Annotated in this window: 6 protein-coding genes; 4 read left to right on the top strand and 2 right to left on the bottom strand. The window is 63.0% G+C overall.

Features of this window, described 5'->3' with window-relative positions:
• Positions 1-29 precede the first annotated feature (29 nt).
• Positions 30-18,671 carry an immunoglobulin-like domain-containing protein gene (locus BMY68_RS24780; protein ID WP_085533211.1) on the top strand — a complete coding sequence of 6,214 codons (18,642 nt, stop codon included), beginning with the start codon at positions 30-32 and terminating at the stop codon, positions 18,669-18,671.
• A 147-nt stretch (positions 18,672-18,818) separates the two neighbouring features.
• On the top strand, positions 18,819-19,157 hold the full coding sequence (locus tag BMY68_RS24775; RefSeq protein ID WP_007927325.1) for a hypothetical protein: 339 nt from the start codon (positions 18,819-18,821) through the stop codon (positions 19,155-19,157).
• Positions 19,158-19,223: 66 nt separating this feature from the next.
• Here the strand turns inward: BMY68_RS24775 and lapD are convergent, their stop codons facing one another.
• Together lapD and lapG are read right to left on the bottom strand one after the other, a co-directional pair.
• The gene (gene lapD, locus BMY68_RS24770; RefSeq protein WP_085533209.1) at positions 19,224-21,170 is read right to left on the bottom strand and encodes a cyclic di-GMP receptor LapD; all 1,947 of its coding nucleotides are present in this window, start codon (positions 21,168-21,170) and stop codon (positions 19,224-19,226) included.
• A gap of 14 nt (positions 21,171-21,184) precedes the next feature.
• Positions 21,185-21,874 carry a cysteine protease LapG gene (gene lapG / locus BMY68_RS24765; RefSeq protein ID WP_007927321.1) on the bottom strand — a complete coding sequence of 230 codons (690 nt, stop codon included), beginning with the start codon at positions 21,872-21,874 and terminating at the stop codon, positions 21,185-21,187.
• A 276-nt stretch (positions 21,875-22,150) separates the two neighbouring features.
• On the opposite strand from lapG, the gene BMY68_RS24760 reads away from it, so the two are divergent.
• Both BMY68_RS24760 and BMY68_RS24755 read left to right on the top strand, forming a co-directional pair.
• Positions 22,151-22,843, top strand: a complete 693-nt coding sequence (locus BMY68_RS24760; protein ID WP_085533207.1) for a GntR family transcriptional regulator — start codon at positions 22,151-22,153, stop codon at positions 22,841-22,843.
• 72 nt (positions 22,844-22,915) lie between these two features.
• A complete protein-coding gene (locus BMY68_RS24755; protein ID WP_009041567.1) occupies positions 22,916-23,671 on the top strand; it encodes a thioesterase II family protein in 756 nt (251 codons plus the stop codon).
• The last annotated feature ends 348 nt before the right edge of the window (positions 23,672-24,019 follow it).

Raw genomic sequence — 24,019 nt, 5'->3', positions numbered from 1 at the left:
ACTGAACGGTACCCCCCGGAGAATCCTCAATGAGCAGTGTTGTTGCTACCGTCAAAAGCATTGTTGGCCAAGTTTTCGTCGTATCCCCGGAAGGGGTTCGCCGCGTACTCGTTGAGGGTGATCGCCTGTACGTAGGCGACCAGGTCGATACCGGCCTGGCGGGTGCCGTCAGCCTGGAGCTGGCCGATGGCCGGACCCTGGACCTGGGCCGTGAGACGCAATGGAGCGGCAGCGCTCCGGACTCCAGCACCGACCTGGCCGAGGCCGCCGAGCAAGCCGCGCCGTCGGTCGCTGAGCTGCAGCAGGCAATCGTCGCCGGCGCGGACCCGACCACCGAGCTGGAAGCCACCGCAGCCGGCCCGACCGCCGCGGGTACCGGCGGCGCTGCGGGCGGCGGCCACAGCTTCGTGATGCTCGACGCCACGGCGGGCCGGGTCGACCCGACCATCGGCTTCCCGACCGCAGGCCTCGGCGCGGCGGGAACCGCGGCGCAAGACACCACCGGTGCGCTGACCACCAATGACAGCAGCACTACCACCGAGATCCTGCGCGACTCGACCCTGAGCCTGAGCGCAACCCCGACCATTACCGAAGCCGGCGGCGTGCTGGTGTACACCGCCACGCTGACCCAGGCGCCGCTGACCGGCCTGACCATCACCCTGTCCAACGGTTCGGTAATCGTGATTCCGGCCGGGCAACTGACCGGCACCGTCAATGTGCCGCTGGCACCGAACGACACCGTCTACAACGACCCGAAAGAGATCAGCGTGGGCGTCACTGGCATCACCGGCGGCGGTGGCCTGGTCGTGACCGTCGACCCGACGCCAGCCGTCACCCAGGTCACGGACACCGTGGACACCACCACCGTGACCCTGACCGCGGGCTCCAGCGTGACCGAGGGTGGCCAGATCACCTACACCGCGACCTTGACCAACCCGGCGCAGACCCCGGTCACCGTGACCTTGTCCAATGGCTCGACCATCACCATCGACGCCGGCCAGACCGTCGGCACCGTGGTGGTCGACACCCCGCCGAACGACGTCTACAACAATGGCAGCACCGTCAGCACCAGCATTACCGGGACTACCGGCGGCAACTTCGAGAACTTGGTACCGAACCCGACGCCGGCGGTGACTACCATCACCGACTCGCCGGACACCACCGGCCTGACCCTGACCGCCAACGGCACCGTCGTCGAAGGTGGCCAGATCACCTACACCGCGACCCTGACCAACCCGGCACAGACGCCGGTCACCGTGACCCTGTCCAACGGCTCGATCATCACCATCGAAGCCGGCCGGACCGTCGGCACCGTGGTGGTCGATACCCCGGCCAACGACGTCTACAACAACGGCAGCACGGTCAGCACCAGCATTACCAGCACCACTGGCGGCAACTTCGAGAACCTGGTGCCAAGCACCACGCCGGCGGTGACCACCATCACCGACTCGCCGGACGCCACCGGCCTGACCCTGTCGGCCACCAGCAATGTGGTAGAGGGTGGCCAGATCACCTATACCGCGACCCTGACCAACCCGGCGCAGACCCCGGTCACCGTGACCCTGTCCAATGGTTCGACCATCACCATCGACGCCGGGAAAACCACTGGCACCGTGGTGGTCGATACCCCGGCCAACGACGTCTACAACAACGGCAGTACGGTCAGCACCAGCATTACCGGCGCCACCGGCGGCAACTTCGAGAACCTGGTGCCGAGCACCACGCCGGCACAGACCACCATCGCCGACTCGGTGGACAACACCGGCCTGAGCCTGACCGCTACCGGCAGCGTTGTGGAAGGCGGCCAGATCACCTACACCGCGACCCTGACCAACCCGGCGCAGACCCCAGTTACCGTGACCCTGTCCAACGGCTCGACCATCGTCATCGAGGCCGGCAAGACCGTCGGCACCGTCGTGGTCGATACCCCCGCCAATGACGTCTACAACAACGGCAGCACGGTCAGCACCAGCATTACCGGCGCCACCGGTGGCAACTTCGAACAACTGACGCCCGACACCACGCCGGCGCAGACCACCATCACCGACTCCGTGGACGACACCGGCCTGAGCCTGTCGGCCAGTGGTTCGGTCGCCGAAGGCGGCTCGATCGTCTACACCGCCACCCTGACCAACCCGGCCGGCACGCCGGTCACCGTGACCCTGAGCAACGGCGCAGTGATCACCATCGCCGCCGGCGCGACCACAGGTTCGGTGAGCGTTGCCGCGCCCGCCGATGACGTCTACAAGGACGCCGGCAAGGTCGAAGCGACTATCCAGGACGCCAGCGGCGGCAACTTTGAAAACCTGGTGCCGAGCACCACGCCGGCAGTGACGGACATCACCGACACCATCGACACCTCGACTGTTTCGCTGACCGCGACGCCGTCCGTGGCTGAAGGCGGCACCGTGGTGTACACCGCGTCGGTCACCGCTCCAGTGACTGGCTCGCCTGTCGTTATCACTCTGTCGAATGGCCAGACCATCACCATTCCGGTCGGCGAGTCCTCAGGCACCGTCAATATCACGGCACCTAACGATGCCCTGGCCGGCGGCAGCTCCCTGAGCGCCACCATCACTGGTGCGACTGGAGGCAACTACGAGAAGCTGGACGTCGACGGCAAGCCTGCCGAGACCTCGGTGACCGACACCCCCGACACTACCAATCTGAGCCTCAGCGCGACCGACACCGTGGCCGAGGGTGGTTCGATTGTTTATACCGCTACCCTGACTAACGCTGCCGGTACTCCGGTGACCGTAACCCTGTCGAACGGCGCGGTGATTACTATCGCTGCCGGCACCACTACTGGTTCCGTGACCGTCGCAGCGCCTGCTGACGATGTGTACAAGGATGCTGGCAAAGTCGAAGTCAGCATCAAAGAGACTGCTGGCGGTAATTTCGAGAACCTGGTTCCGAGCACTACCCCGGCCGTGACTGATGTCACCGATACCATCGATACGTCGACTGTTTCGCTGACCGCTACTCCGTCCGTGGCTGAAGGTGGCGTAGTGGTCTACACCGCGTCCGTGACTGCGCCAGTCACTGGTTCGCCAGTGGTTGTCACGTTGTCCAACGGCCAGACCATCACTATTCCGGTAGGCGAATCGTCCGGCACCGTGAACTTCACCGCACCGAACGATGCCCTGGCGGGTGGCAGCTCCCTGAGCGCCACAATCACTGGCGCCACCGGCGGCAACTACGAGAAGCTGGATGTTGATAGCAAGCCTGCCGAGACTTCGGTTACCGATACCCCGGACACCACCAGCCTGACCCTCAGCGCTACCGACACCGTGGCCGAGGGTGGTTCGATCGTTTACACCGCCACTCTGACCAATGCCGCTGGCACGCCTGTAACCGTGACTTTGTCGAACGGTGCAGTGATTACTATTGCCGCCGGTGCAACTACGGGTTCCGTCACCGTCGCCGCTCCTGCGGATGACGTTTACAAAGACGCCGGCAAAGTCGAAGTCAGCATCAAAGAGACTGCTGGCGGCAACTTTGAAAACCTGGTGCCGAGCACTACTCCAGCCGTCACCGACGTGACCGACACCATCGATACGTCGACTGTCAGCCTGACCGCCACACCGTCCGTGGCTGAAGGTGGCGTGGTGGTGTACACCGCCTCTGTGACCGCTCCAGTGACCGGTTCGCCGGTAGTGGTAACCCTGTCGAATGGCCAGACCATCACCATCCCGGTCGGCGAATCGTCCGCTACCGTGAACTTCACGGCACCAAACGATGCTCTCGCTGGCGGCAGCTCCCTGAGCACCACCATTACCGGCGCTACCGGCGGCAACTACGAGAAACTGGACGTCGACGGTAAGCCTGCCGAGACTTCGGTTACCGATACGCCAGACACCACCAATCTGACCCTCAGCGCGACAGACACCGTCGCTGAAGGCGGTTCGATCGTTTACACCGCGACGCTGACCAACGCGGCCGGGACTCCGGTAACCGTGACCCTGAGCAACGGCGCGGTGATTACCATTGCGGCCGGCGCCACTACCGGTTCTGTCACAGTCGCCGCCCCTGCAGATGACGTTTACAAAGACGCTGGCAAAGTCGAAGTCAGCATCAAAGAGACTGCTGGCGGCAATTTCGAGAACCTTGTACCGAGCACCACTCCGGCGGTCACCGACGTGACCGACACCATCGACACGTCGACCGTCAGCCTGACTGCCACGCCTAGCGTTGCTGAAGGTGGCATTGTTGTTTACACCGCGTCGGTCACTGCACCGGTTACTGGCTCGCCTGTAGTCGTAACCCTGTCGAATGGCCAGACCATTACCATCCCGGTAGGTGAATCCTCCGGCACCGTGAACTTCACCGCACCAAACGATGCCCTGGCTGGCGGCAGCTCCCTGAGCACCACCATCACCGGCGCTACCGGCGGCAACTACGAGAAGCTGGATGTTGATAGCAAGCCAGCGGAGACCTCGGTTACCGATACGCCAGACACCACCAATCTGACCCTCAGCGCGACTGATACCGTCGCCGAAGGTGGTTCGATCGTTTATACGGCCACCTTGACCAATGCCGCTGGCACGCCGGTAACCGTGACTCTGTCGAACGGTGCAATCATCACCATCGCAGCCGGTGCGACCACGGGCTCTGTGACCGTCGCGGCTCCAGCCGATGACGTCTACAAAGATGCCGGTAAAGTCGAAGTCAGCATCAAGGATGCTGCAGGCGGTAACTTCGAAAACCTGGTACCAAGCACTACTCCAGCTGTGACTGATGTCACCGATACCATCGATACTTCGACTGTTTCGCTGACCGCTACTCCGTCTGTAGCTGAAGGCGGTGTTGTTGTTTACACCGCCTCAGTGACTGCGCCGGTTACTGGCTCGCCAGTTGTGGTAACTCTGTCCAATGGCCAGACCATCACCATCCCGGTCGGCGAATCTTCCGGCACTGTGAACTTCACGGCGCCAAACGATGCCCTGGCCGGCGGTAGCTCCCTGAGCACCACCATTACCGGTGTAACCGGTGGCAACTACGAAAAACTGGATGTTGATAGCAAGCCGGCTGATACCTCAGTTACCGATACCCCAGACACCACTAGCCTGACCTTGAGCGCCACAGACACCGTGGCCGAAGGTGGTTCGATCGTTTATACCGCGAAGCTGACTAACGCAGCCGGCACTCCAGTGACCGTAACTCTGTCGAACGGTGCGGTGATCACTATCGCTGCCGGTGCGACCACCGGCTCTGTGACCGTTGCAGCCCCGGCTGACGATGTGTACAAGGATGCCGGCAAAGTCGAAGTCAGCATCAAAGAGACTGCTGGCGGCAACTTCGAGAACCTGGTGCCGAGCACCACCCCAGCGGTCACCGATGTCACTGACACCATCGATACCTCGACCGTCAGCCTGACCGCGACTCCATCCGTGGCTGAAGGCGGCGTTGTCGTTTACACCGCCTCCGTGACGGCTCCAGTGACCGGTTCGCCAGTAGTCGTAACCCTGTCCAACGGACAAACCATCACCATCCCGGTCGGCGAATCTTCCGGCACTGTGAACTTCACGGCGCCAAACGATGCCCTGGCCGGCGGTAGCTCCCTGAGCACCACCATCACTGGCGCAACGGGCGGCAACTACGAAAAACTCGATGTCGACAGCAAGCCTGCTGACACCTCGGTTACCGATACCCCGGACACCACCAACCTGACCCTCAGCGCCACAGACACCGTGGCCGAAGGTGGTTCGATCGTTTACACCGCAACCCTGACCAATGCTGCGGGCACGCCTGTGACCGTGACCCTGTCGAACGGCGCGATCATCACCATCGCAGCAGGCGCCACTACTGGTTCTGTCACTGTCGCCGCCCCTGCGGATGACGTTTACAAAGACGCTGGAAAAGTCGAAGTCACCATCAAGGATGCCGCTGGTGGCAACTTCGAGAACCTGGTTCCGAGCACTGCCCCAGCCGTTACCGACGTCACCGATACTATCGACACCAGTACCGTTTCGCTGACTGCTACTCCGTCCGTGGCAGAAGGCGGCACCGTGGTTTATACCGCCTCCGTGACAGCACCAGTGACTGGCTCGCCTGTAGTCGTGACCTTGTCGAATGGCCAAACCATCACCATCCCGGTGGGTGAGTCTTCCGGCACCGTGAACTTCACGGCGCCAAACGATGCATTGGCTGGCGGTAGCTCCTTGAGCACCACCATTACCGGCGCAACGGGCGGTAACTACGAAAAACTCGATGTCGACAGCAAGCCTGCCGAGACCTCGGTTACTGACACTCCGGACACCACCACCCTCAGCCTGACAGCGACTGACACTGTCGCTGAAGGCGGTTCGATTGTTTACACCGCGACGCTGACTAACGCAGCCGGCACTCCGGTGACTGTGACCTTGTCGAACGGTGCCGTAATCAATATTGCCGCCGGTGCCACCACCGGTTCTGTCACCGTCGCAGCCCCTGCGGACGATGTGTACAAGGACGCCGGTAAGGTTGAGGTGAGCATCAAGGACGCTATCGGCGGCAACTTCGAAAACCTGGTGCCGAGCACCACGCCTGCCGTCACCGATGTGACCGATACCATCGATACGTCGACTGTCAGCCTGACCGCAACCGCGACTGTCGCCGAAGGCGAAACCGTGGTCTACACCGCGTCGGTTACTGCTCCAGTGACCGGCTCGCCAGTGGTCGTAACGCTGTCGAACGGCCAGACCATCACCATTCTGGTCGGCGAGTCATCGGGCACCGTAAACTTCACCGCGCCAAACGATGCCCTGGCTGGCGGCAGCTCCCTGAGCACCACAATTACCGGTGCAACCGGTGGCAACTACGAGAAGCTGGATGTCGACAGCAAGCCTGCCGACACTTCGGTCACCGATACTCCGGATACCACTACCCTCAGCCTGACTGCGACCGATACCGTCGCCGAGGGTGGGTCCATTGTTTACACCGCGACCCTGACCAACGCTGCGAACACTCCGGTGACCGTAACCCTGAGCAACGGCGCGGTGATCACCATCGCTGCTGGCGCAACAACCGGCTCCGTCACCGTCGCAGCCCCGGCTGACGATGTGTACAAGGATGCTGGCAAGGTCGAAGCAACCATCAAGGACGCCACCGGCGGCAACTTTGAAAATCTGGTGCCAAGCACCACCCCAGCCGTTACCGATGTCACCGACACCATCGACACCAGCACTGTTTCGCTGACGTCCACACCGTCCGTGGCTGAGGGCGGCGCCGTGGTTTACACCGCGTCGGTCACCGCTCCAGTGACCGGCTCGCCTGTAGTCGTAACCCTGTCGAATGGCCAGACCATTACTATTCCGGTAGGCGAATCGTCCGCTACCGTGAACTTCACCGCGCCAAACGATGCCCTGGCTGGGGGTAGCTCCCTGAGCACGACAATTACCGGCGCCACCGGCGGTAATTACGAGAAGCTGGACGTCGACAGCAAGCCTGCCGAGACATCGGTTACCGATACGCCAGACACCACCACCCTGAGCCTGACAGCAACCGATACTGTCGCTGAAGGCGGTTCGATCGTTTACACCGCTACCCTGACCAATGCGGCCGGCACACCTGTGACGGTCACCTTGAGCAACGGCGCAGTAATCACTATCGCTGCTGGCGCAACCACGGGTTCCGTGACCGTCGCGGCGCCAGCTGACGATGTGTACAAGGACGCCGGCAAAGTCGAAGTCAGCATCAAGGATGCTGCAGGCGGCAACTTCGAGAACCTCGTTCCGAGCACCATTCCGGCTGTGACTGATGTCACCGATACCATCGACACCAGTACCGTTTCGCTGACGGCCACTCCGTCCGTGGCTGAAGGTGGCGTTGTCGTTTACACCGCCTCCGTAACGGCTCCGGTCACTGGCTCGCCGGTGGTGGTAACCCTGTCCAACGGCCAGACCATCACCATTCCGGTAGGTGAATCCTCCGGCACCGTGAACTTCACCGCACCGAACGATGCATTGGCGGGTGGCAGTTCTCTGAGCACCACTATTACCGGTGCAACTGGCGGCAACTACGAAAAACTGGATGTCGACAGCAAGCCTGCCGAGACATCGGTTACTGATACCCCGGACACCACCAGCCTGACCCTCAGCGCGACCGATACTGTCGCTGAAGGCGGCTCGATCGTTTACACCGCAACCCTGACCAACGCAGCCGGGACTCCGGTCACCGTGACTCTGTCGAACGGCGCGGTCATCACTATCGCCGCCGGCGCCACCACGGGCACCGTAACCGTGGCGGCTCCTGCCGACGACGTCTACAAAGACGCCGGCACCGTGCAAGCCACCATCCAGACCGCCACCGGCGGCAACTTCGAGAACCTGGTACCAAACACTGCACCGGCGGTGACCAACGTCACCGACACCATCGACACTTCGACCGTCAGCCTAACCGCGACGCCTAGTGTTGCTGAAGGTGGTGTTGTCGTTTACACCGCGTCCGTGACTGCGCCAGTGACTGGCTCGCCAGTTGTGGTGACCCTGTCCAACGGCCAGACCATTACCATCCCAGTCGGCGCCAGCAGTGGTACCGTGAATTTCGTCGCGCCTAACGACGCACTGGCGGGCGGCAGCTCTCTGAGCACCACCATCAAGGAAGCTACCGGCGGTAATTACGAGAAGCTGGACGTCGACAGCAAACCGGCCGAAACCTCGGTTACCGACACCCCGGACACTACTACTCTGAGCCTGACGGCGACTGACACTGTCGCCGAGGGCGGCTCGATCGTTTACACCGCCACCCTGACCAATGCGGCCGGCACGCCTGTAACCGTAACGTTGTCGAACGGTGCAGTGATTACCATCGCAGCAGGCGCTACCGCTGGCTCCGTCACCGTCGCAGCGCCTGCTGACGATGTATACAAGGATGCCGGCAAGGTCGAGGCGACCATCAAGGACGCCACCGGCGGCAACTTTGAAAACTTGGTACCGAGCACCACCCCAGCCGTTACTGACGTCACCGACACTATCGATACCTCGACCGTCAGCCTGACCGCCACTCCTAGCGTCGCCGAGGGTGGCACCGTGGTTTACACCGCGTCGGTCACCGCTCCAGTAACCGGCTCCCCGGTAGTCGTCACTCTGTCCAACGGTCAGACCATCACCATCCCTGTAGGTGAATCCTCCGGCACCGTAAACTTCACAGCCCCGAATGATGCCTTGGTGGGTGGTAGCTCCCTGAGCACCACCATTACCGGTGCAACCGGTGGCAACTACGAAAAACTCGATGTCGACAGCAAACCTGCTGACACCTCGGTGACCGATACCCCGGACACCACCAACCTGACCTTGAGCGCCACCGAAACCGTGGCCGAGGGCGGTTCGATCGTTTACACCGCTACCCTGACCAATGCCGCGGGCACTCCAGTGACCGTGACCTTGAGCAACGGCGCCGTGATTACTATCGCAGCAGGTGCCACTACTGGTTCCGTGACCGTCGCAGCCCCCGCAGATGACGTTTACAAAGATGCCGGCAAAGTCGAAGTCAGCATCAAAGAGACCGCTGGCGGTAATTTCGAGAATCTCGTTCCAAGCACCACTCCGGCTGTGACTGATGTCACTGACACCATCGACACCTCGACCGTCAGCCTGACTGCAACGCCGTCTGTAGCTGAAGGTGGCGTTGTCGTTTACACCGCCTCCGTGACTGCGCCGGTTACTGGTTCGCCAGTCGTTGTCACCCTGTCCAACGGCCAGACCATCACCATTCCGGTAGGCGAATCGTCCGGCACCGTGAACTTCACCGCACCGAACGATGCCCTGGCGGGTGGCAGCTCCCTGAGCGCCACAATTACTGGCGCCACCGGTGGCAACTACGAGAAGTTGGATGTCGACAGCAAACCGGCTGAAACCTCGGTGACCGACACGCCGGACACCACCAACCTGACCTTGAGCGCCACAGACACCGTGGCCGAAGGTGGTTCGATCGTTTATACGGCCACCTTGACTAACGCCGCGGGCACACCTGTGACTGTGACCTTGAGCAACGGCGCCGTGATTACTATCGCTGCCGGTGCTACTACCGGTTCTGTCACCGTCGCCGCCCCTGCAGATGACGTTTACAAAGACGCTGGCAAAGTCGAAGTCAGTATCAAAGAGACTGCTGGCGGCAACTTCGAGAATCTCGTTCCGAGCACTACTCCGGCTGTGACTGACGTCACTGACACCATCGATACGTCGACTGTCAGCCTGACCGCGACGCCTAGTGTTGCTGAAGGGGGCGTTGTCGTTTACACCGCGTCCGTGACAGCGCCAGTGACTGGCTCGCCAGTCGTGGTGACCCTGTCGAATGGCCAAACTATCACCATCCCAGTCGGCGCCAGCAGCGGTACCGTGAATTTCGTGGCGCCTAACGACGCACTGGCTGGCGGCAGCTCTCTGAGCACCACCATCAAGGAAGCTACCGGTGGTAATTACGAGAAGCTGGACATTGATAGCAAACCTGCCGAAACCTCGGTTACCGATACCCCGGACACGACCACGCTCAGCCTGACAGCAACCGATACCGTGGCAGAAGGCGGCTCGATTGTTTATACCGCGACGCTGACCAACGCAGCGGGCACGCCGGTAACCGTGACATTGTCGAATGGCGCGGTGATTACCATCGCCGCGGGTGCAACCACAGGCTCCGTGACCGTGGCCGCCCCAACCGATGACGTCTATAAAGACGCCGGCAAGGTTGAGGTGAGCATCAAGGACGCCACAGGCGGCAACTTCGAGAACCTGGTGCCGAATACCGCACCAGCGGTGACCGACGTCACTGACACTATCGATACTTCGACCGTCAGCCTGACCGCTACTCCATCCGTGGCTGAAGGCGGTGTTGTGGTTTACACCGCGTCCGTGACTGCTCCAGTGACCGGTTCGCCGGTGGTGGTAACCCTGTCCAACGGCCAGACCATCACTATCCCGGTAGGCGAATCGTCCGGCACTGTGAACTTCACCGCACCAAACGATGCTCTGGCAGGCGGTAGCTCCTTGAGCACCACCATTACCAGCGCAACTGGCGGTAACTACGAAAAACTCGATGTCGACAGCAAACCTGCTGACACCTCGGTCACCGATACGCCAGACACCACCAATCTGACCCTCAGCGCGACTGACACTGTCGCTGAAGGTGGTTCTATTGTTTACACCGCGACGCTGACCAACGCAGCTGGCACCCCGGTGACCGTAACACTCTCCAACGGTGCAGTGATTACCATCGCCGCCGGCGCTACGACTGGATCCGTGACCGTGGCCGCCCCAGCCGATGACGTCTATAAAGACGCTGGCAAGGTCGAAGCGACCATTCAGGACGCCACCGGTGGCAACTTCGAAAACCTGGTACCGAGCACCACCCCAGCCGTTACTGACGTCACCGACACTATCGATACCTCGACCGTCAGTCTGACCGCTACTCCTAGCGTCGCCGAAGGCGGCACCGTGATTTACACCGCCTCCGTGACCGCTCCAGTGACCGGTTCGCCGGTGGTGGTAACCCTGTCGAACGGCCAGACCATCACCATCCCGATTGGCGAGTCTTCCGGCACCGTGAACTTCACCGCGCCGAACGACGCCCTGGCGGGTGGCGGCTCCCTGAGCACCACCATTACCGGCGCAACCGGTGGCAACTACGAGAAGCTGGATGTTGATAGCAAGCCGGCTGATACCTCGGTTACTGATACTCCGGACACTACCAACCTGACCCTCAGCGCCACCAACACCGTGGCCGAGGGTGGCTCGATCATTTACACCGCCACCCTGACCAACGCCGCGGGCACGCCTGTGACCGTGACGCTGTCGAACGGCGCAGTGATTACCATCGCAGCGGGCGCCACCACGGGCACCGTGACCGTGGCCGCTCCAGCCGATGACGTCTACAAAGACGCCGGTACCGTGCAAGCCACGATCCAGACCGCCACCGGCGGCAATTTCGAAAACCTGGTGCCGAGTACTGCACCGGCGGTGACCAATGTCACCGACACCATCGACACCAGCACCGTTTCCCTGACGGCCACGCCGTCCGTGGCCGAAGGCGGCGTCGTGGTCTACACCGCATCGGTCACCGCTCCAGTGACTGGCTCGCCTGTAGTCGTAACCCTGTCGAATGGCCAGACCATTACCATTCCGGTGGGTGAGTCGTCCGGCACCGTGAACTTCACCGCACCAAACGATGCCCTGGCAGGTGGTAGTTCCCTGAGCACCACGATCACCGGTGCAACGGGCGGTAACTACGAAAAACTCGATGTCGACAGCAAGCCTGCCGAGACTTCGGTGACCGATACCCCGGATACCACCAATCTGAGCCTGACAGCGACTGACACTGTCGCTGAAGGCGGATCGATCGTTTATACGGCCACCTTGACCAACGCCGCGGGCACACCTGTGACCGTGACCTTGAGCAACGGCGCGGTGATTACCATCGCCGCCGGCGCCACCACTGGCACCGTGACCGTGGCCGCTCCAGCCGATGACGTCTACAAAGACGCCGGCACCGTGCAAGCCACGATCCAGACCGCCACCGGCGGCAACTTCGAGAACCTGGTACCGAGCACCACGCCTGCGGTCACCAACGTTACCGACACCATCGACACCTCGACCGTCAGCCTCACCGCGACTTCGAATGTGGCAGAAGGCGGCACCGTGGTTTACACCGCGTCCGTCACTGCTCCGGTGACTGGCTCGCCAGTAATCGTGACGCTGTCGAACGGCCAGACCATCACCATCCCTGTAGGCGAATCCTCCGGCACCGTGAACTTCACTGCGCCCAATGATGCATTGGTCGGCGGTAGCTCCCTGAGCACCACTATTACCGGCGCAACTGGCGGTAACTACGAGAAGCTGGACGTTGATAGCAAACCGGCTGAAACCTCGGTTACCGATACGCCGGACACCACCAGTCTCAGCCTGACCGCGACCGATACCGTGGCAGAAGGTGGTTCGATTGTTTATACCGCCACTCTGACTAACGCCGCGGGCACGCCAGTGACAGTGACGCTGTCGAACGGCGCAGTGATTACCATCGCAGCGGGCGCCACCACGGGCACTGTCACCGTAGCCGCTCCAACCGACGACGTTTACAAAGACGCCGGCACCGTACAAGCCACGATCCAGACCGCCACCGGTGGCAACTTCGAGAACCTGGTGCCGAGTACTACGCCTGCGGTCACCAATGTGACCGACACCATCGACACCAGCACCGTTTCGCTGACGGCCACGCCGTCCGTGGCCGAAGGTGGCGTCGTGGTCTACACCGCATCGGTCACCGCTCCAGTGACTGGTTCGCCGGTAGTGGTAACCCTGTCGAACGGTCAGACCATCACCATCCCGGTGGGTGAGTCGTCCGGCACCGTGAATTTCACTGCGCCGAACGATGCACTGGTCGGCGGCAGCTCCCTGAGCACCGCCATCACTGGCGCAACGGGCGGCAACTACGAAAAACTCGATGTCGACAGCAAGCCTGCTGACACCTCGGTTACCGATACCCCGGACGCCACCAACCTGACCCTCAGCGCCACCAACACCGTGGCCGAGGGCGGCTCGATCGTCTACACCGCGACCCTGACCAACGCCGCGGGTACGCCTGTGACCGTGACTCTGAGCAATGGCGCGGTAATCACCATCGCCGCCGGCGCCACCACTGGCACCGTGACCGTGGCCGCTCCAAGTGACGACGTCTACAAAGACGCCGGCACCGTGCAAGCCACGATCCAGACCGCCACCGGCGGCAACTTCGAGAACCTGGTACCGAGCACCACGCCTGCGGTCACCAACGTTACCGACACCATCGACACCTCGACCGTCAGCCTCACCGCGACTTCGAATGTGGCAGAAGGCGGCACCGTGGTTTACACCGCCTCCGTGACTGCTCCGGTCACCGGCTCGCCGGTCGTCGTCACCCTTTCCAACGGCCAGACCATCACCATTCCGGTCGGTGCCAGCAGCGGCACTGTGAACTTCGTAGCGCCAAACGATGCCCTGGCTGGCGGCAGCTCCCTGAGCACCACCATCAAGGACGCTACGGGTGGCAACTACGAGAAGCTGGCTATCGATAGCAAACCGGCTGATACCTCGGTCACCGATACTCCGGATACCACCACCCTCAGCCTGGCTGCGACCGATACCGTGGCCGAAGGCGGATCGATCGTCTACACCGCCACCCTGACCAACGCCGCGGGCACTCCGGTGACCGTGACCCTGAGCAATGGCGCAGTGATCACCATCGCCGCCGGCGCCACCACTGGCACCGTGACCGTGGCCGCGCCGAGCGACGACGTCTACAAAGATGCCGGCACCGTGCAAGCCACCATCCAGACCGCCACCGGCGGCAATTTCGAAAATCTGGTGCCGAGCACTACGCCGGCTGTGACTAACGTTACCGACACCATCGACACCTCGACCGTCAGCCTCACCGCAACCTCGAACGTGGCCGAAGGCGGCACCGTGGTTTACACCGCGTCCGTGACCGCTCCGGTGACTGGCTCGCCAGTCGTGGTCACCCTGTCCAATGGCCAGACCATCACCATCCCGGTCGGCGCCAGCAGCGGTACCGTAAACTTCGTCGCGCCGAACGATGTCCTGGTTGGCCACACGCCGCTGAGCAACTCGATCAGCACCGTCAGCGGCGGCAACTTCGAGAACCTGGTGGCCGACAAGACGCCGGTCAGCACCACCGTGACCGACACCCCGGACACCACCAACCTGTCGCTCAGCGCCACCAACACCGTGGCCGAGGGTGGTTCGATCGTCTACACCGCGACCCTGACCAACGCCGCGGGCACACCTGTGACCGTGACCCTGAGCAACGGCGCGGTGATCAACATCGCCGCCGGTGCCACCACTGGCAGCGTGACCGTGGCCGCGCCGAGCGACGATGTGTACATCGACGCCGGCAACGTCAGCGCCAGTATCGCCAGCACCACCGGCGGCAATTTCGAGAACCTGGTGCCCAGCACCACGCCGGCCGTGACCAGCGTCACCGACACCATCAATACGACCACTGTGAGCATCAACGGCAGCACCTCGGTCACCGAAGGCCAGACCGCGACCTACACCGTCAGCCTGACCAGCCCGGCGCAAACCGAGGTCACCCTGAAGATCAGCTACAGCGGCACCGCCACCGACGGCTCGGACTTCACCGGCGTGTACACCGTGAAGATCCCGGCCGGCGCCAGCAGCGCCAGCTTCAACGTCGCCACCCTCGACGACAAGATCACCGAGGGCACGGAAAACTTTGTGGTCAAGATCGACTCGGCCACCGGCGGCAACTTCGAGAGCCTGGTGGTCAGCGGCACCAATGGCAGCGTCACCACTTCGATCATCGACAACGATGCGCCACCGGTCCTCGACCTGGATGCCAACAACTCCAGCGGCGCCACCGGGGCCGACTACAAGGTGACCTTCACCGAAGGCACCAGCGGCCCAGGCGTGTCCATTGGCGATACCGACCTGTCGATCACCGACCCGGACAGCACGATGCTGACCGGCGCCACCATCGTGCTGACCAACCGTCAGCCGGGCGATGAGCTGAACCTGGGCAACAGCGTCAACGGCATCAGCATCAATGCCAACAGCCAGGCGGGCACCATCACCCTGACCCTGTCCGGCAATGCGACGCTGGCCGACTACATGCAGCAGATCAAGAACATCACCTTCACCAACAACAGTGAGGACCCGAGCACCACGCCGCGGACCATCACCGTGACGGTGACCGATGGCAGCAACTACTCCAACGTCGCCACCACCACGGTCAACGTGGTGGCGGTGAACGACGCGCCAGTGGCCACCGGCGGCGCCGTGACCGGCACCGAAGACACCGCCCTGACCCTGACCTGGGCCACCTTCGGCGTCAGCGACGTGGACAGCCCTGCGGCCAGCCTCGGGGTGAAAATCACCCAGCTGCCGGGCGACGGCAAGCTGCAGTACCTCGACGGTTCGACCTGGAAGGACGTGGCCAGCAACCAGACCTTCAGCAAGGCCGATATCGACGCCGGCAAGCTGCGCTTCACCCCGGATGCCAACGAGTCGGGTGTCGACGGCTACAACGGCAGCGGCGTCGGCAACCAGCAGGCCGACTACGCGCAGATCAAGTTCCAGCCAACCGACGGCCAGGCCCTGGGCACCACCGGCACCGTGAAGATCGACATCACCCCGGTGGCCGATGCGCCGACCCTGGGCGTGGCGAGCAACAGCGTGAACTCGATCGGCCTGCTCAAGGAGTCCTGGAGCAGCCTCAGCGGCCTGGGCACCAACGGCAGCGGCATCACCGGCGATGCGCTGAAAAACGTGTTCAACAACTCCGGCAACCCGACCAGCAGCACGACGGTGACCAATGCCCAGTCCGACGCCAGCGTGACCGGCGGCAGCGGCTCGAAAACCTCCGGCCTGATCTACCTCGAAGCCGGCAAGACCTACAGCTTCAGCGGTGTCGGCGACGACAGCCTGCTGATCACCATCGGCGGCAAGAACGTGGCCACCGCGACCTGGGGGGCCGGTGGCAGCATCAGCGGTTCGTTCACCCCGACCACCAGCGGCTACTACACCCTGGACATCTACCACGCCAACCAGAGCGGCCCGGGCAGCTATGACGTCAACCTGTCGGTCAATGGCAGCACACCGGTCGACTTGAGCAACGCCAACATCCCGATGTACCCGAGCGAAACCGCGCTGAACAATGCCGGCGTCACCCTTTCCGAGCTGCACGGCAGCAACGGCGAGGGCTACTACGACGGCTACAAGCTCAACGAGGGTGCCGAAGGTGGCAGCGTCAAGCTGTCGAAGATCACCACCGCCCTGACCGATACCGACGGCTCGGAAAGCCTGAGCGTGAAGATCGGCGGCATTCCGGCCGGCTCGGTGCTCAGCGATGGCGCCGGTCATACCTTCACCGCGGGCGGCAGCGTCAGCGAAGTCAATGTCACCGGCTGGAACCTGGGTACGCTGACCCTGACCCCGCCGTCGCACTACAACGGCTCGTTCAACCTGACCGTGACCTCGACCTCCACCGAGTCCCTGGGCGGCTCGGCCAGCAGCACCGCGCAGATCCCGGTCACGGTGTACCCGGCGACCTACAGCGCCAGCGTCGCCACGGCGGGCGACGACAACTTCGTCGGCACCGAGGGCAACGACATCATGGTCGCCGACGTCGCCGGCCTGAACGTGGTGCAAGGCAAGAACTACAACATCGCGTTCATGGTCGACAGCTCCGGCAGCATGAGCGACGCCTCGCTCACCGCCGCCAAGAACTCACTGACCACGGTGTTCAACACCCTGAAAGACAGCCTGGGCAGCAGCACCTCGGGCACCGTGAACGTCTTCCTGGCGGACTTCGATACCCAGGTCAACAAGCAGGTTTCGGTAAACCTCAACGATCCGAACGCCCTGACCCAGCTCAAGGCGATTCTGGACAGCATGGCGTCCGGCGGCGGTACCAACTACGAGGACGTGTTCAAGACCACGGCCAACTTCTTCCAGAGCAGCGCGGCCACCAGCAATACCAACGCCACCAACCTGACGTACTTCATCACCGACGGCAAACCGACGTTCTACCAGACCGGCGAGCAGACCAACCCGATCCTGTACGGCAGCGTCAGGCTCGATAACGTGATCACGACCAGCAACTATCAGCTGGGCGATACCGTCCGGCTGCAACCGGACAGCACGCACCTGATCGATATCAACAGCAGCGGCAGCGTGACGGTATGGACGCAGGCCTGGGGCAGTTGGTCCAGTTACAACGCTGGCACCCTGCATGCCCAGGGTGATGGCACCTATGAGCTGTCCAGCCTGGGCGGCGCGGGCAGCTACACCAACAACGCCACCACCAGCAACTCCAGCAGCAGCTTCACCCTGCTGAGCAACCTGTCGCAGGTGGAAGCGATCGGCCTGAACAACGACGTCAGCCTCAACGACCTGCGGCCGTACGACACCGACAGCACCCCACAGACCAATATCGACCCGTCGAACCTGGCTGACGCCATCCTTGGCCATACCGAAGCGACCATGCCGGGCGCCGACACGGTCAACGGCGGCAACGGCAACGACATCCTGTTCGGCGACCTGGTGAGCTTCAACGGCATCGCCGGCGAGGGCTACCAGGCCATGCAGGCCTTCGTGGCGCAGAAGACCGGCGTGGCCGCGAGCAGCGTCACCACCAGCAACGTGCACCAGTACATCACCGAGCACTACACCGATTTCGATGTCTCCGGGGCCCATGACGGCAATGACACGCTGCTGGGCGGCGCCGGCAATGACATCATCTTCGGCCAGGGCGGCAACGACCTGCTCGACGGTGGCAAGGGCAACGACATCCTGTTGGGCGGTACCGGCAACGACACGCTGATCGGTGGCGCGGGCAATGACATCCTGATCGGCGGCTCGGGTGCCGACACCTTCGTCTGGAAGGCCGGCGACACCGGCAACGACGTGATCAAGGACTTCAAGGCCAGCGAAGGCGACCGTATCGACCTGCGGGACCTGTTGCAGGGCGAGAGCGCCAGCACCATCGACAACTTCCTGAAGATCACCACAGTGGACGGTACCTCGACCCTGCAGGTCAGTTCCGAAGGCAAGCTCAACGCGGCCGGCGGCATTGCCAACGCGGACGTGACGATCAAGCTGGAGGGCAACAACTGGTCCAACACCAACATCAACTCGCTGATCGCCGGTAGCGACCCGACCATCAAGATCGATCACAACAACAGCTGATCCACGGTCGACCGGCCACCCGTCCTGGGTGGCCGGTTCTTCCCACCGTGACGATTGTGCCGCCACGTCGCATACTCGCGACCGAAGCGCGCCGTTGGCCTATGCTGCTGACAGCATGATGCCGGACCATATCTAGAGGGATTCCCCATGTTCTACGTGCAACGCGATGCACAGGGCCAACTGGTTCGCGTGGAGGCCACACCTTACGCCGAGGCCACGGAAACACTGGCGGCCGACCACAATGAGATCCAGCAGTGGTTCGCCAACGAGGTGGTGGAAGTCAGCCTGAAACAACTCAAGCAGAGCGACCTGGAAATGATCCGGGTACTCGACGACTTGATTCAGGTGCTGACCAGCAAGGGCGTGATCCGCGTCACCGACCTGCCACCGGCGGCCCAGGCCAAGCTGATGGACCGGACCCAGGCGCGTGAGGCGCTGGGCGGCCTGAGCCACCTGATCAACGACGACGAAACCGGCCTGATCTGATAATCGCCGGCCGGCGGTTCCCGCACCTGCGCGGGCGCCGCTGGCCGGCGATCTTCGTTCAGCGCCTCAGCGCCAGGGAGCGGGCTCGCCGAACAGGCGGCCCTGGACGCCGTACAGGCCCATCTCGCCAATCACCTGCAACTCCCCTTCGGTTTCCACGCGCTCGGCAATCAGCGGCAGGTCGATGCTGTGGGCGGCGCGCTGGATGGCTTCGATAAACAGGCGCTTGTCGCTTTCCTGGTCGATGTCGCGGATGTAGCTGCCGTCGATCTTCAGGTAGGCCAGGCCCAGGCGCGCCAGGTTGCCGATCATGCTGAAGCGCCCGCCGAAACGCTGCAGGCTCAGGGAGAAACCCAGCTCGCGCAGGCGGCGGGTCAGTTGTTCCAGCAGCGCTTGTTCAGGCAACTGCTCTTCGCCGATCTCCAGGGTCAGGCGCGGCCCCAGGTTGGAGTGCTGGCGCAGGATCTCGAACACCTTGTTCAAGGCCTGCGGGTCGGCCAGGGTCGCGGCCGACAGGTTCAATGCCAGCGAATCCTGATGCCCGGCCATCTGCTTGAGCACCTGTTCGAGCATCAGCAGGTCCAGGCGCGAGGTCCAGCCAAAGCGCTCCAGCCACGGCAGGAAGCGCCCGGCGGCAATGGTCTGGCCCTGCTCGTCGAGCAAGCGCGACAGCACCTTGTAGTGCAGCACCAGCGTGGTATCGCGGGTCGCGACCACCGGCTGGAAATACAGCTCGAACCGCTGCTGGCTCAAGGCTCCGTCCAGCAGGGTGTGCCAGGCGTGATGATCGTCGCCGACGCTGGCTGCCGCGCCATGCTCCAGGCAGGCCCAGCTCGTGTCGCCCTGGGCTTCGGCCTGGGCCAGGGCCTGGTCGCCCAGGCTCAGCACCGCCTGCGGCGAGTCGCCATGGACGAAGGGCGCCAGGCCGATGGAGGCCACGGACGCCACATCGGTGGCACCAGTGGCATGCAGGCTGGCCAAGGCGTTTTCCAGGTTCTGCGCCAGCTGCAGCGCCTCTTCGCGCACCAGCCCCGGCGCCAGCACGGCAAATTCGCCACCGCGGATGCGGGTCACCAGGTTGTGGGTTTCCGGGTAGCGCGCGCATTCACGCTGCAATTGTTCGCCCACCGCCTGCAGCAGCTGGTCGGTGCGCTGCCCGCCCAGACGCTGGTTCAGGCCGGCCAGGTCCTTGACCCGCAGCAACAGCAGGTAGCCGGAGCTGGCCTGTTCCGGGTTGCTCACCCGGGCATTGAGCTGCATCTCGAAGTAACGACGGTTGGCCAGGCCGGTCAGGTTGTCCTGGTAGGACTCGACCCGCAGCCTTTCGCTGCGCTCGGCCTGTTCCTGGAACAGCGCCTTGAGCTTCTCGACCATCTGGTTCATCGCCTGCACCACGCGGCGCAGTTCCGGCGTGCGCGGCAGCTCGGGCAGGCTGAGGAATTCGCGGCGGGCAATGGCGTGGGATTGCTGCACCATGTAGTCCAGCGGCTTGAGCTGGCGGCGCAGCAGCAAGGCCCCCAGCACCGCGCTCACGGCACCGCACAGCAGCAGCCAGCCGAGGCTGCCCAGGGCGCTTTGCCAGAGCTTGGCGACGGCGAACATCGGATGGCTGACCACTTCGACCCGCGCCGCCTGTTGCCAGCCACGACTGACCAGGGCGTCGCCGCCGGCCGGCTCCAGGCCGATCAGCTTGACGAACCAGTCCGGCACGTCGCTGACCTCGGGCGTGCCGCTGCGCTCGACCATGACCTCTTCGGTGACCTGGTTGATCACGCGGATGCTCGAGTAGTAGCCGCTGTCGAAAATCGAGCTGACCAGCAGCTCGACCATCGCCGGGTCGTCGATGTTCGGGGTCAGGGACAAGGCCAGCGCCGTGGCCGCGTCCTGGGCATGGGAACGCAGCTGGTTGACGTACTGGGTGCGCGAACTTTCCAGGCTGACCATGAAGCTGCCGCTGAAGGCGACCACCAGGAACAGACAGATTGCGATCAACAGTTGTTTGAACAAAGACATCTGAGCTCGTGCTCCTAGTGAGTCGTCTCGACCGGAAAACCTTCGGCCTGCATTTTCTTCAACACGTCCTGCCACCGGGACAGGCGCTTGGTGTCACCGACTTTCTTGCTGCCCTTGCCGGGCAGCCACAGGCCCTCGGCATTGAAGGCGTACACCGGCAGCAGGTCGGTACGCTGGCTGGCCGGCTGGATGGCGTCGATCAGGCTGTCGAGGACCAACGGCATGGCCTCCGGGCTTGAATAGTAGGTCAACACCATGTGCGCGCGGTTCTGGCGCAGGGCCTTGACGTAGGTGATGCGCAGCTTGTCACTGGAAACACCGAGATGGCGCAGGCTGAAATACTTGGCGATCGCATAGTCCTCGCAATCGCCGGCGCCCTTCCACAGGGCCTCGACCGGGGTTTCCCAATAATCCACCTGATGCCACAGGTCGATGTCTTCCACGTAGCGCATGTTCTTGTTGAAGAACAGGTTGACCACCTTGAGCTGTTCCATCTCGCTGGCCTGGTTCTGGGTCGCCAGCAGCTGCTGCCAGGCGTCGATGCGCTTCTGCCCTTCACCCAGCGGCCCGTACAGCGCCGTGGCGCGGCGGCTGATCTGCGAAAAGTCCCAATCGGCCTGCAGGCCACCCAGCAGCAAGCCGGCCAGCAGCAGCGCCGAAAACAGCCAGCGCAGGGTCCGAGAAAGAGCTAAACGTGCCGCCAATGCGAAGAGTCCATGGGAGCTGTCGTGGGTCGAAGGATGGTGCAGGTTGGTCCGCCAAAAGACAATGGCACCTTACAATCACAGCCCCTCTGGAGACGCTAAGCTGAAAGCAGGGACCTGTTCGTTTATCGGCCAGTGCTTGAGCCTCAGGAGGGCTGCCACGAGAATCAGCGCCGGCAAAATCCACGACAGGGCCCAGACGGCTGGTTTGACAAGCTGCAGGGCGCTATCTAGCGTCCATTGGATCCAAACCTCAGAAAACAGGATAGCGTTAACGTGACAGAAAAACCGAGGCCCTTGAGCAAGATCGCAGTCAGCGGGCCAATCCCCGCCCACCTCGCGCGCTCGGTGATCGAGGAAACCCTGCGCGCGGCGATTCTCGACGGCCGCCTGCCCAGCGGCACGGCGCTGCGCCAGCAGGATCTGGCCGACCTCTTCGGCGTCAGCCGCATGCCGGTGCGCGAGGCCTTGCGCCAGCTCGAAACGCAATCGCTGTTGCATGTGGTACCGCACAAAGGCGCGGTGGTCGCCGAACTGATCGGCTATGACGCGGTGGAAACCTACGGCCTGCGCCTGCTGCTGGAACTGGAGGCGCTGCGCCTGTCGATCCCGCTGCTCGACGCCGAGGATATCGCCCAGGCCCGCGGCTACATCGCGCAGCTGGAAAACGAAACCGACCACGCCGAAATCGGCCGTCTCAACCGTTTGTTCCACATGGCGCTGTACCACCGGGCGCCGAACCAGAAGCTACTGCGCCTGATCGAGCTCGAGTTGAACGAGGAAGAACGCTTCCTGCGCTTCCATCTGTCCTCCATGGGCCTGGGCAAGTTGACCCAGGACGACCACAACGCCATGACCGACGCCGCCGAGGCCAAGGACGTCGAGCGAGCGGTGGAGGTGCTGCGCGGCCATCTGGAAAAGGCCGCGAAGACCATTCGCGACTACCTCGAACGGACCGCCGAGGGCTGACAGCGGTAACGGCGGCATGATGCGGCCACGATGCAACACTCAATGACCGGCACACCGGCTTAAGGAAAAGCAGTGCACGCGCGCAATGATAAATGGCTGATAGTGCTCAACTCCGGCGAGCCGGCGAAAACCCGGCTCATCTGCTTTGCGCAGACCGGCGCGGACCCGGAACAACTGCGCAACTGGTCCACCGGGCTGGGCGGACACATCGAGTTGGTGCTGGTGCGGCTACCCGGCCACGGCAGTCGCCAGGCCGAAACCCCGCTCGATGACTGGCCGCGGCTGCTGGCCGACACCTTCCCTGCACTGCGCCCTCTGCTGGCCAAGCCCCACGCCCTGTTCGGCCATGGCCTGGGCGGGATGCTGGCCTACGAAGCCGCCAAGCACGCCCAGGCGCACTACCCCGGCCAGACCCGCCACCTGTTCATTTCCGCCTGCCGCAGCCCCGACTACCCATCGCCCCGGCCGTTGCTGCACATGTTGCCCGCGGCGCCCTTCCAGGAAGCCATGCTGTCGCTGGGCGCCACGCCGATCGAAATCCTCCGCGACCAGGCCAGCCGGAAGCAGTACGAAACGCTGCTGCGCGCCGACCTGAAGCTGTTCGAATCCTGGCGCGATCTGTCGAGCGGCAACCTCGACATTCCCCTCACCGCCTTCTATGGCAGCGAGGACCCGCTGGCCCCCGCCAGCAACATGGCCAACTGGCGCGAGTTCACCCGCCGTGAGTTCGAGCTGATCGAGGTGGCCGGCAATCACTTCTTCATCAAGTCCCAGCGCCAGCGCCTGCTGCAGATCATCAATATCCACCTGGGCCTGCTCGGCGAATAATCCGCCGTCCTCCTCCCCCGCTCCTGCCCTCACAGGCCCGCCGACGATGGCTCAGCCGGCGATTTGGGCCCACTCTTGCTGTCGCCGACTGAAAAAGGGACGTGAGCGGCGCGCAGGCTTGCCCGCACACGTCGATCTGCAGACCCACGCAAGGAGCCCAGCGACTGGAGGGCATGACCGGGATCGGCTCCCGCATGCCTTCTCCCAGATATTCAACGACTTCAACTCAGCGCTTCGAAGTTTGCTTCGAGTGAGGCATTCACTCAGCGTTAAAAATTCTGACTTATATAAGTCGGAAGGGGCAACTTCATCTCAACAAAACTTCAACCAGAAGTTTTGCAGCAACTT

Source organism: Pseudomonas sp. NFACC41-3 (assembly GCF_900109505.1).
GTDB lineage: Bacteria > Pseudomonadota > Gammaproteobacteria > Pseudomonadales > Pseudomonadaceae > Aquipseudomonas > Aquipseudomonas chlororaphis.
Note: the sequence above shows the minus strand (reverse complement) of the source record. Positions and strands in the feature narration are given on the sequence as shown.

Excerpts from the sequence above, each read along its gene's own strand:
- lapD (WP_085533209.1), bottom strand. The coding sequence starts at position 21,170 with ATGTCTTTGTTCAAACAACTGTTGATCGCAATCTGTCTGTTCCTGGTG.
- BMY68_RS24775 (WP_007927325.1), top strand. The coding sequence starts at position 18,819 with ATGTTCTACGTGCAACGCGATGCACAGGGCCAACTGGTTCGCGTGGAG.
- BMY68_RS24780 (WP_085533211.1), top strand. The coding sequence starts at position 30 with ATGAGCAGTGTTGTTGCTACCGTCAAAAGCATTGTTGGCCAAGTTTTC.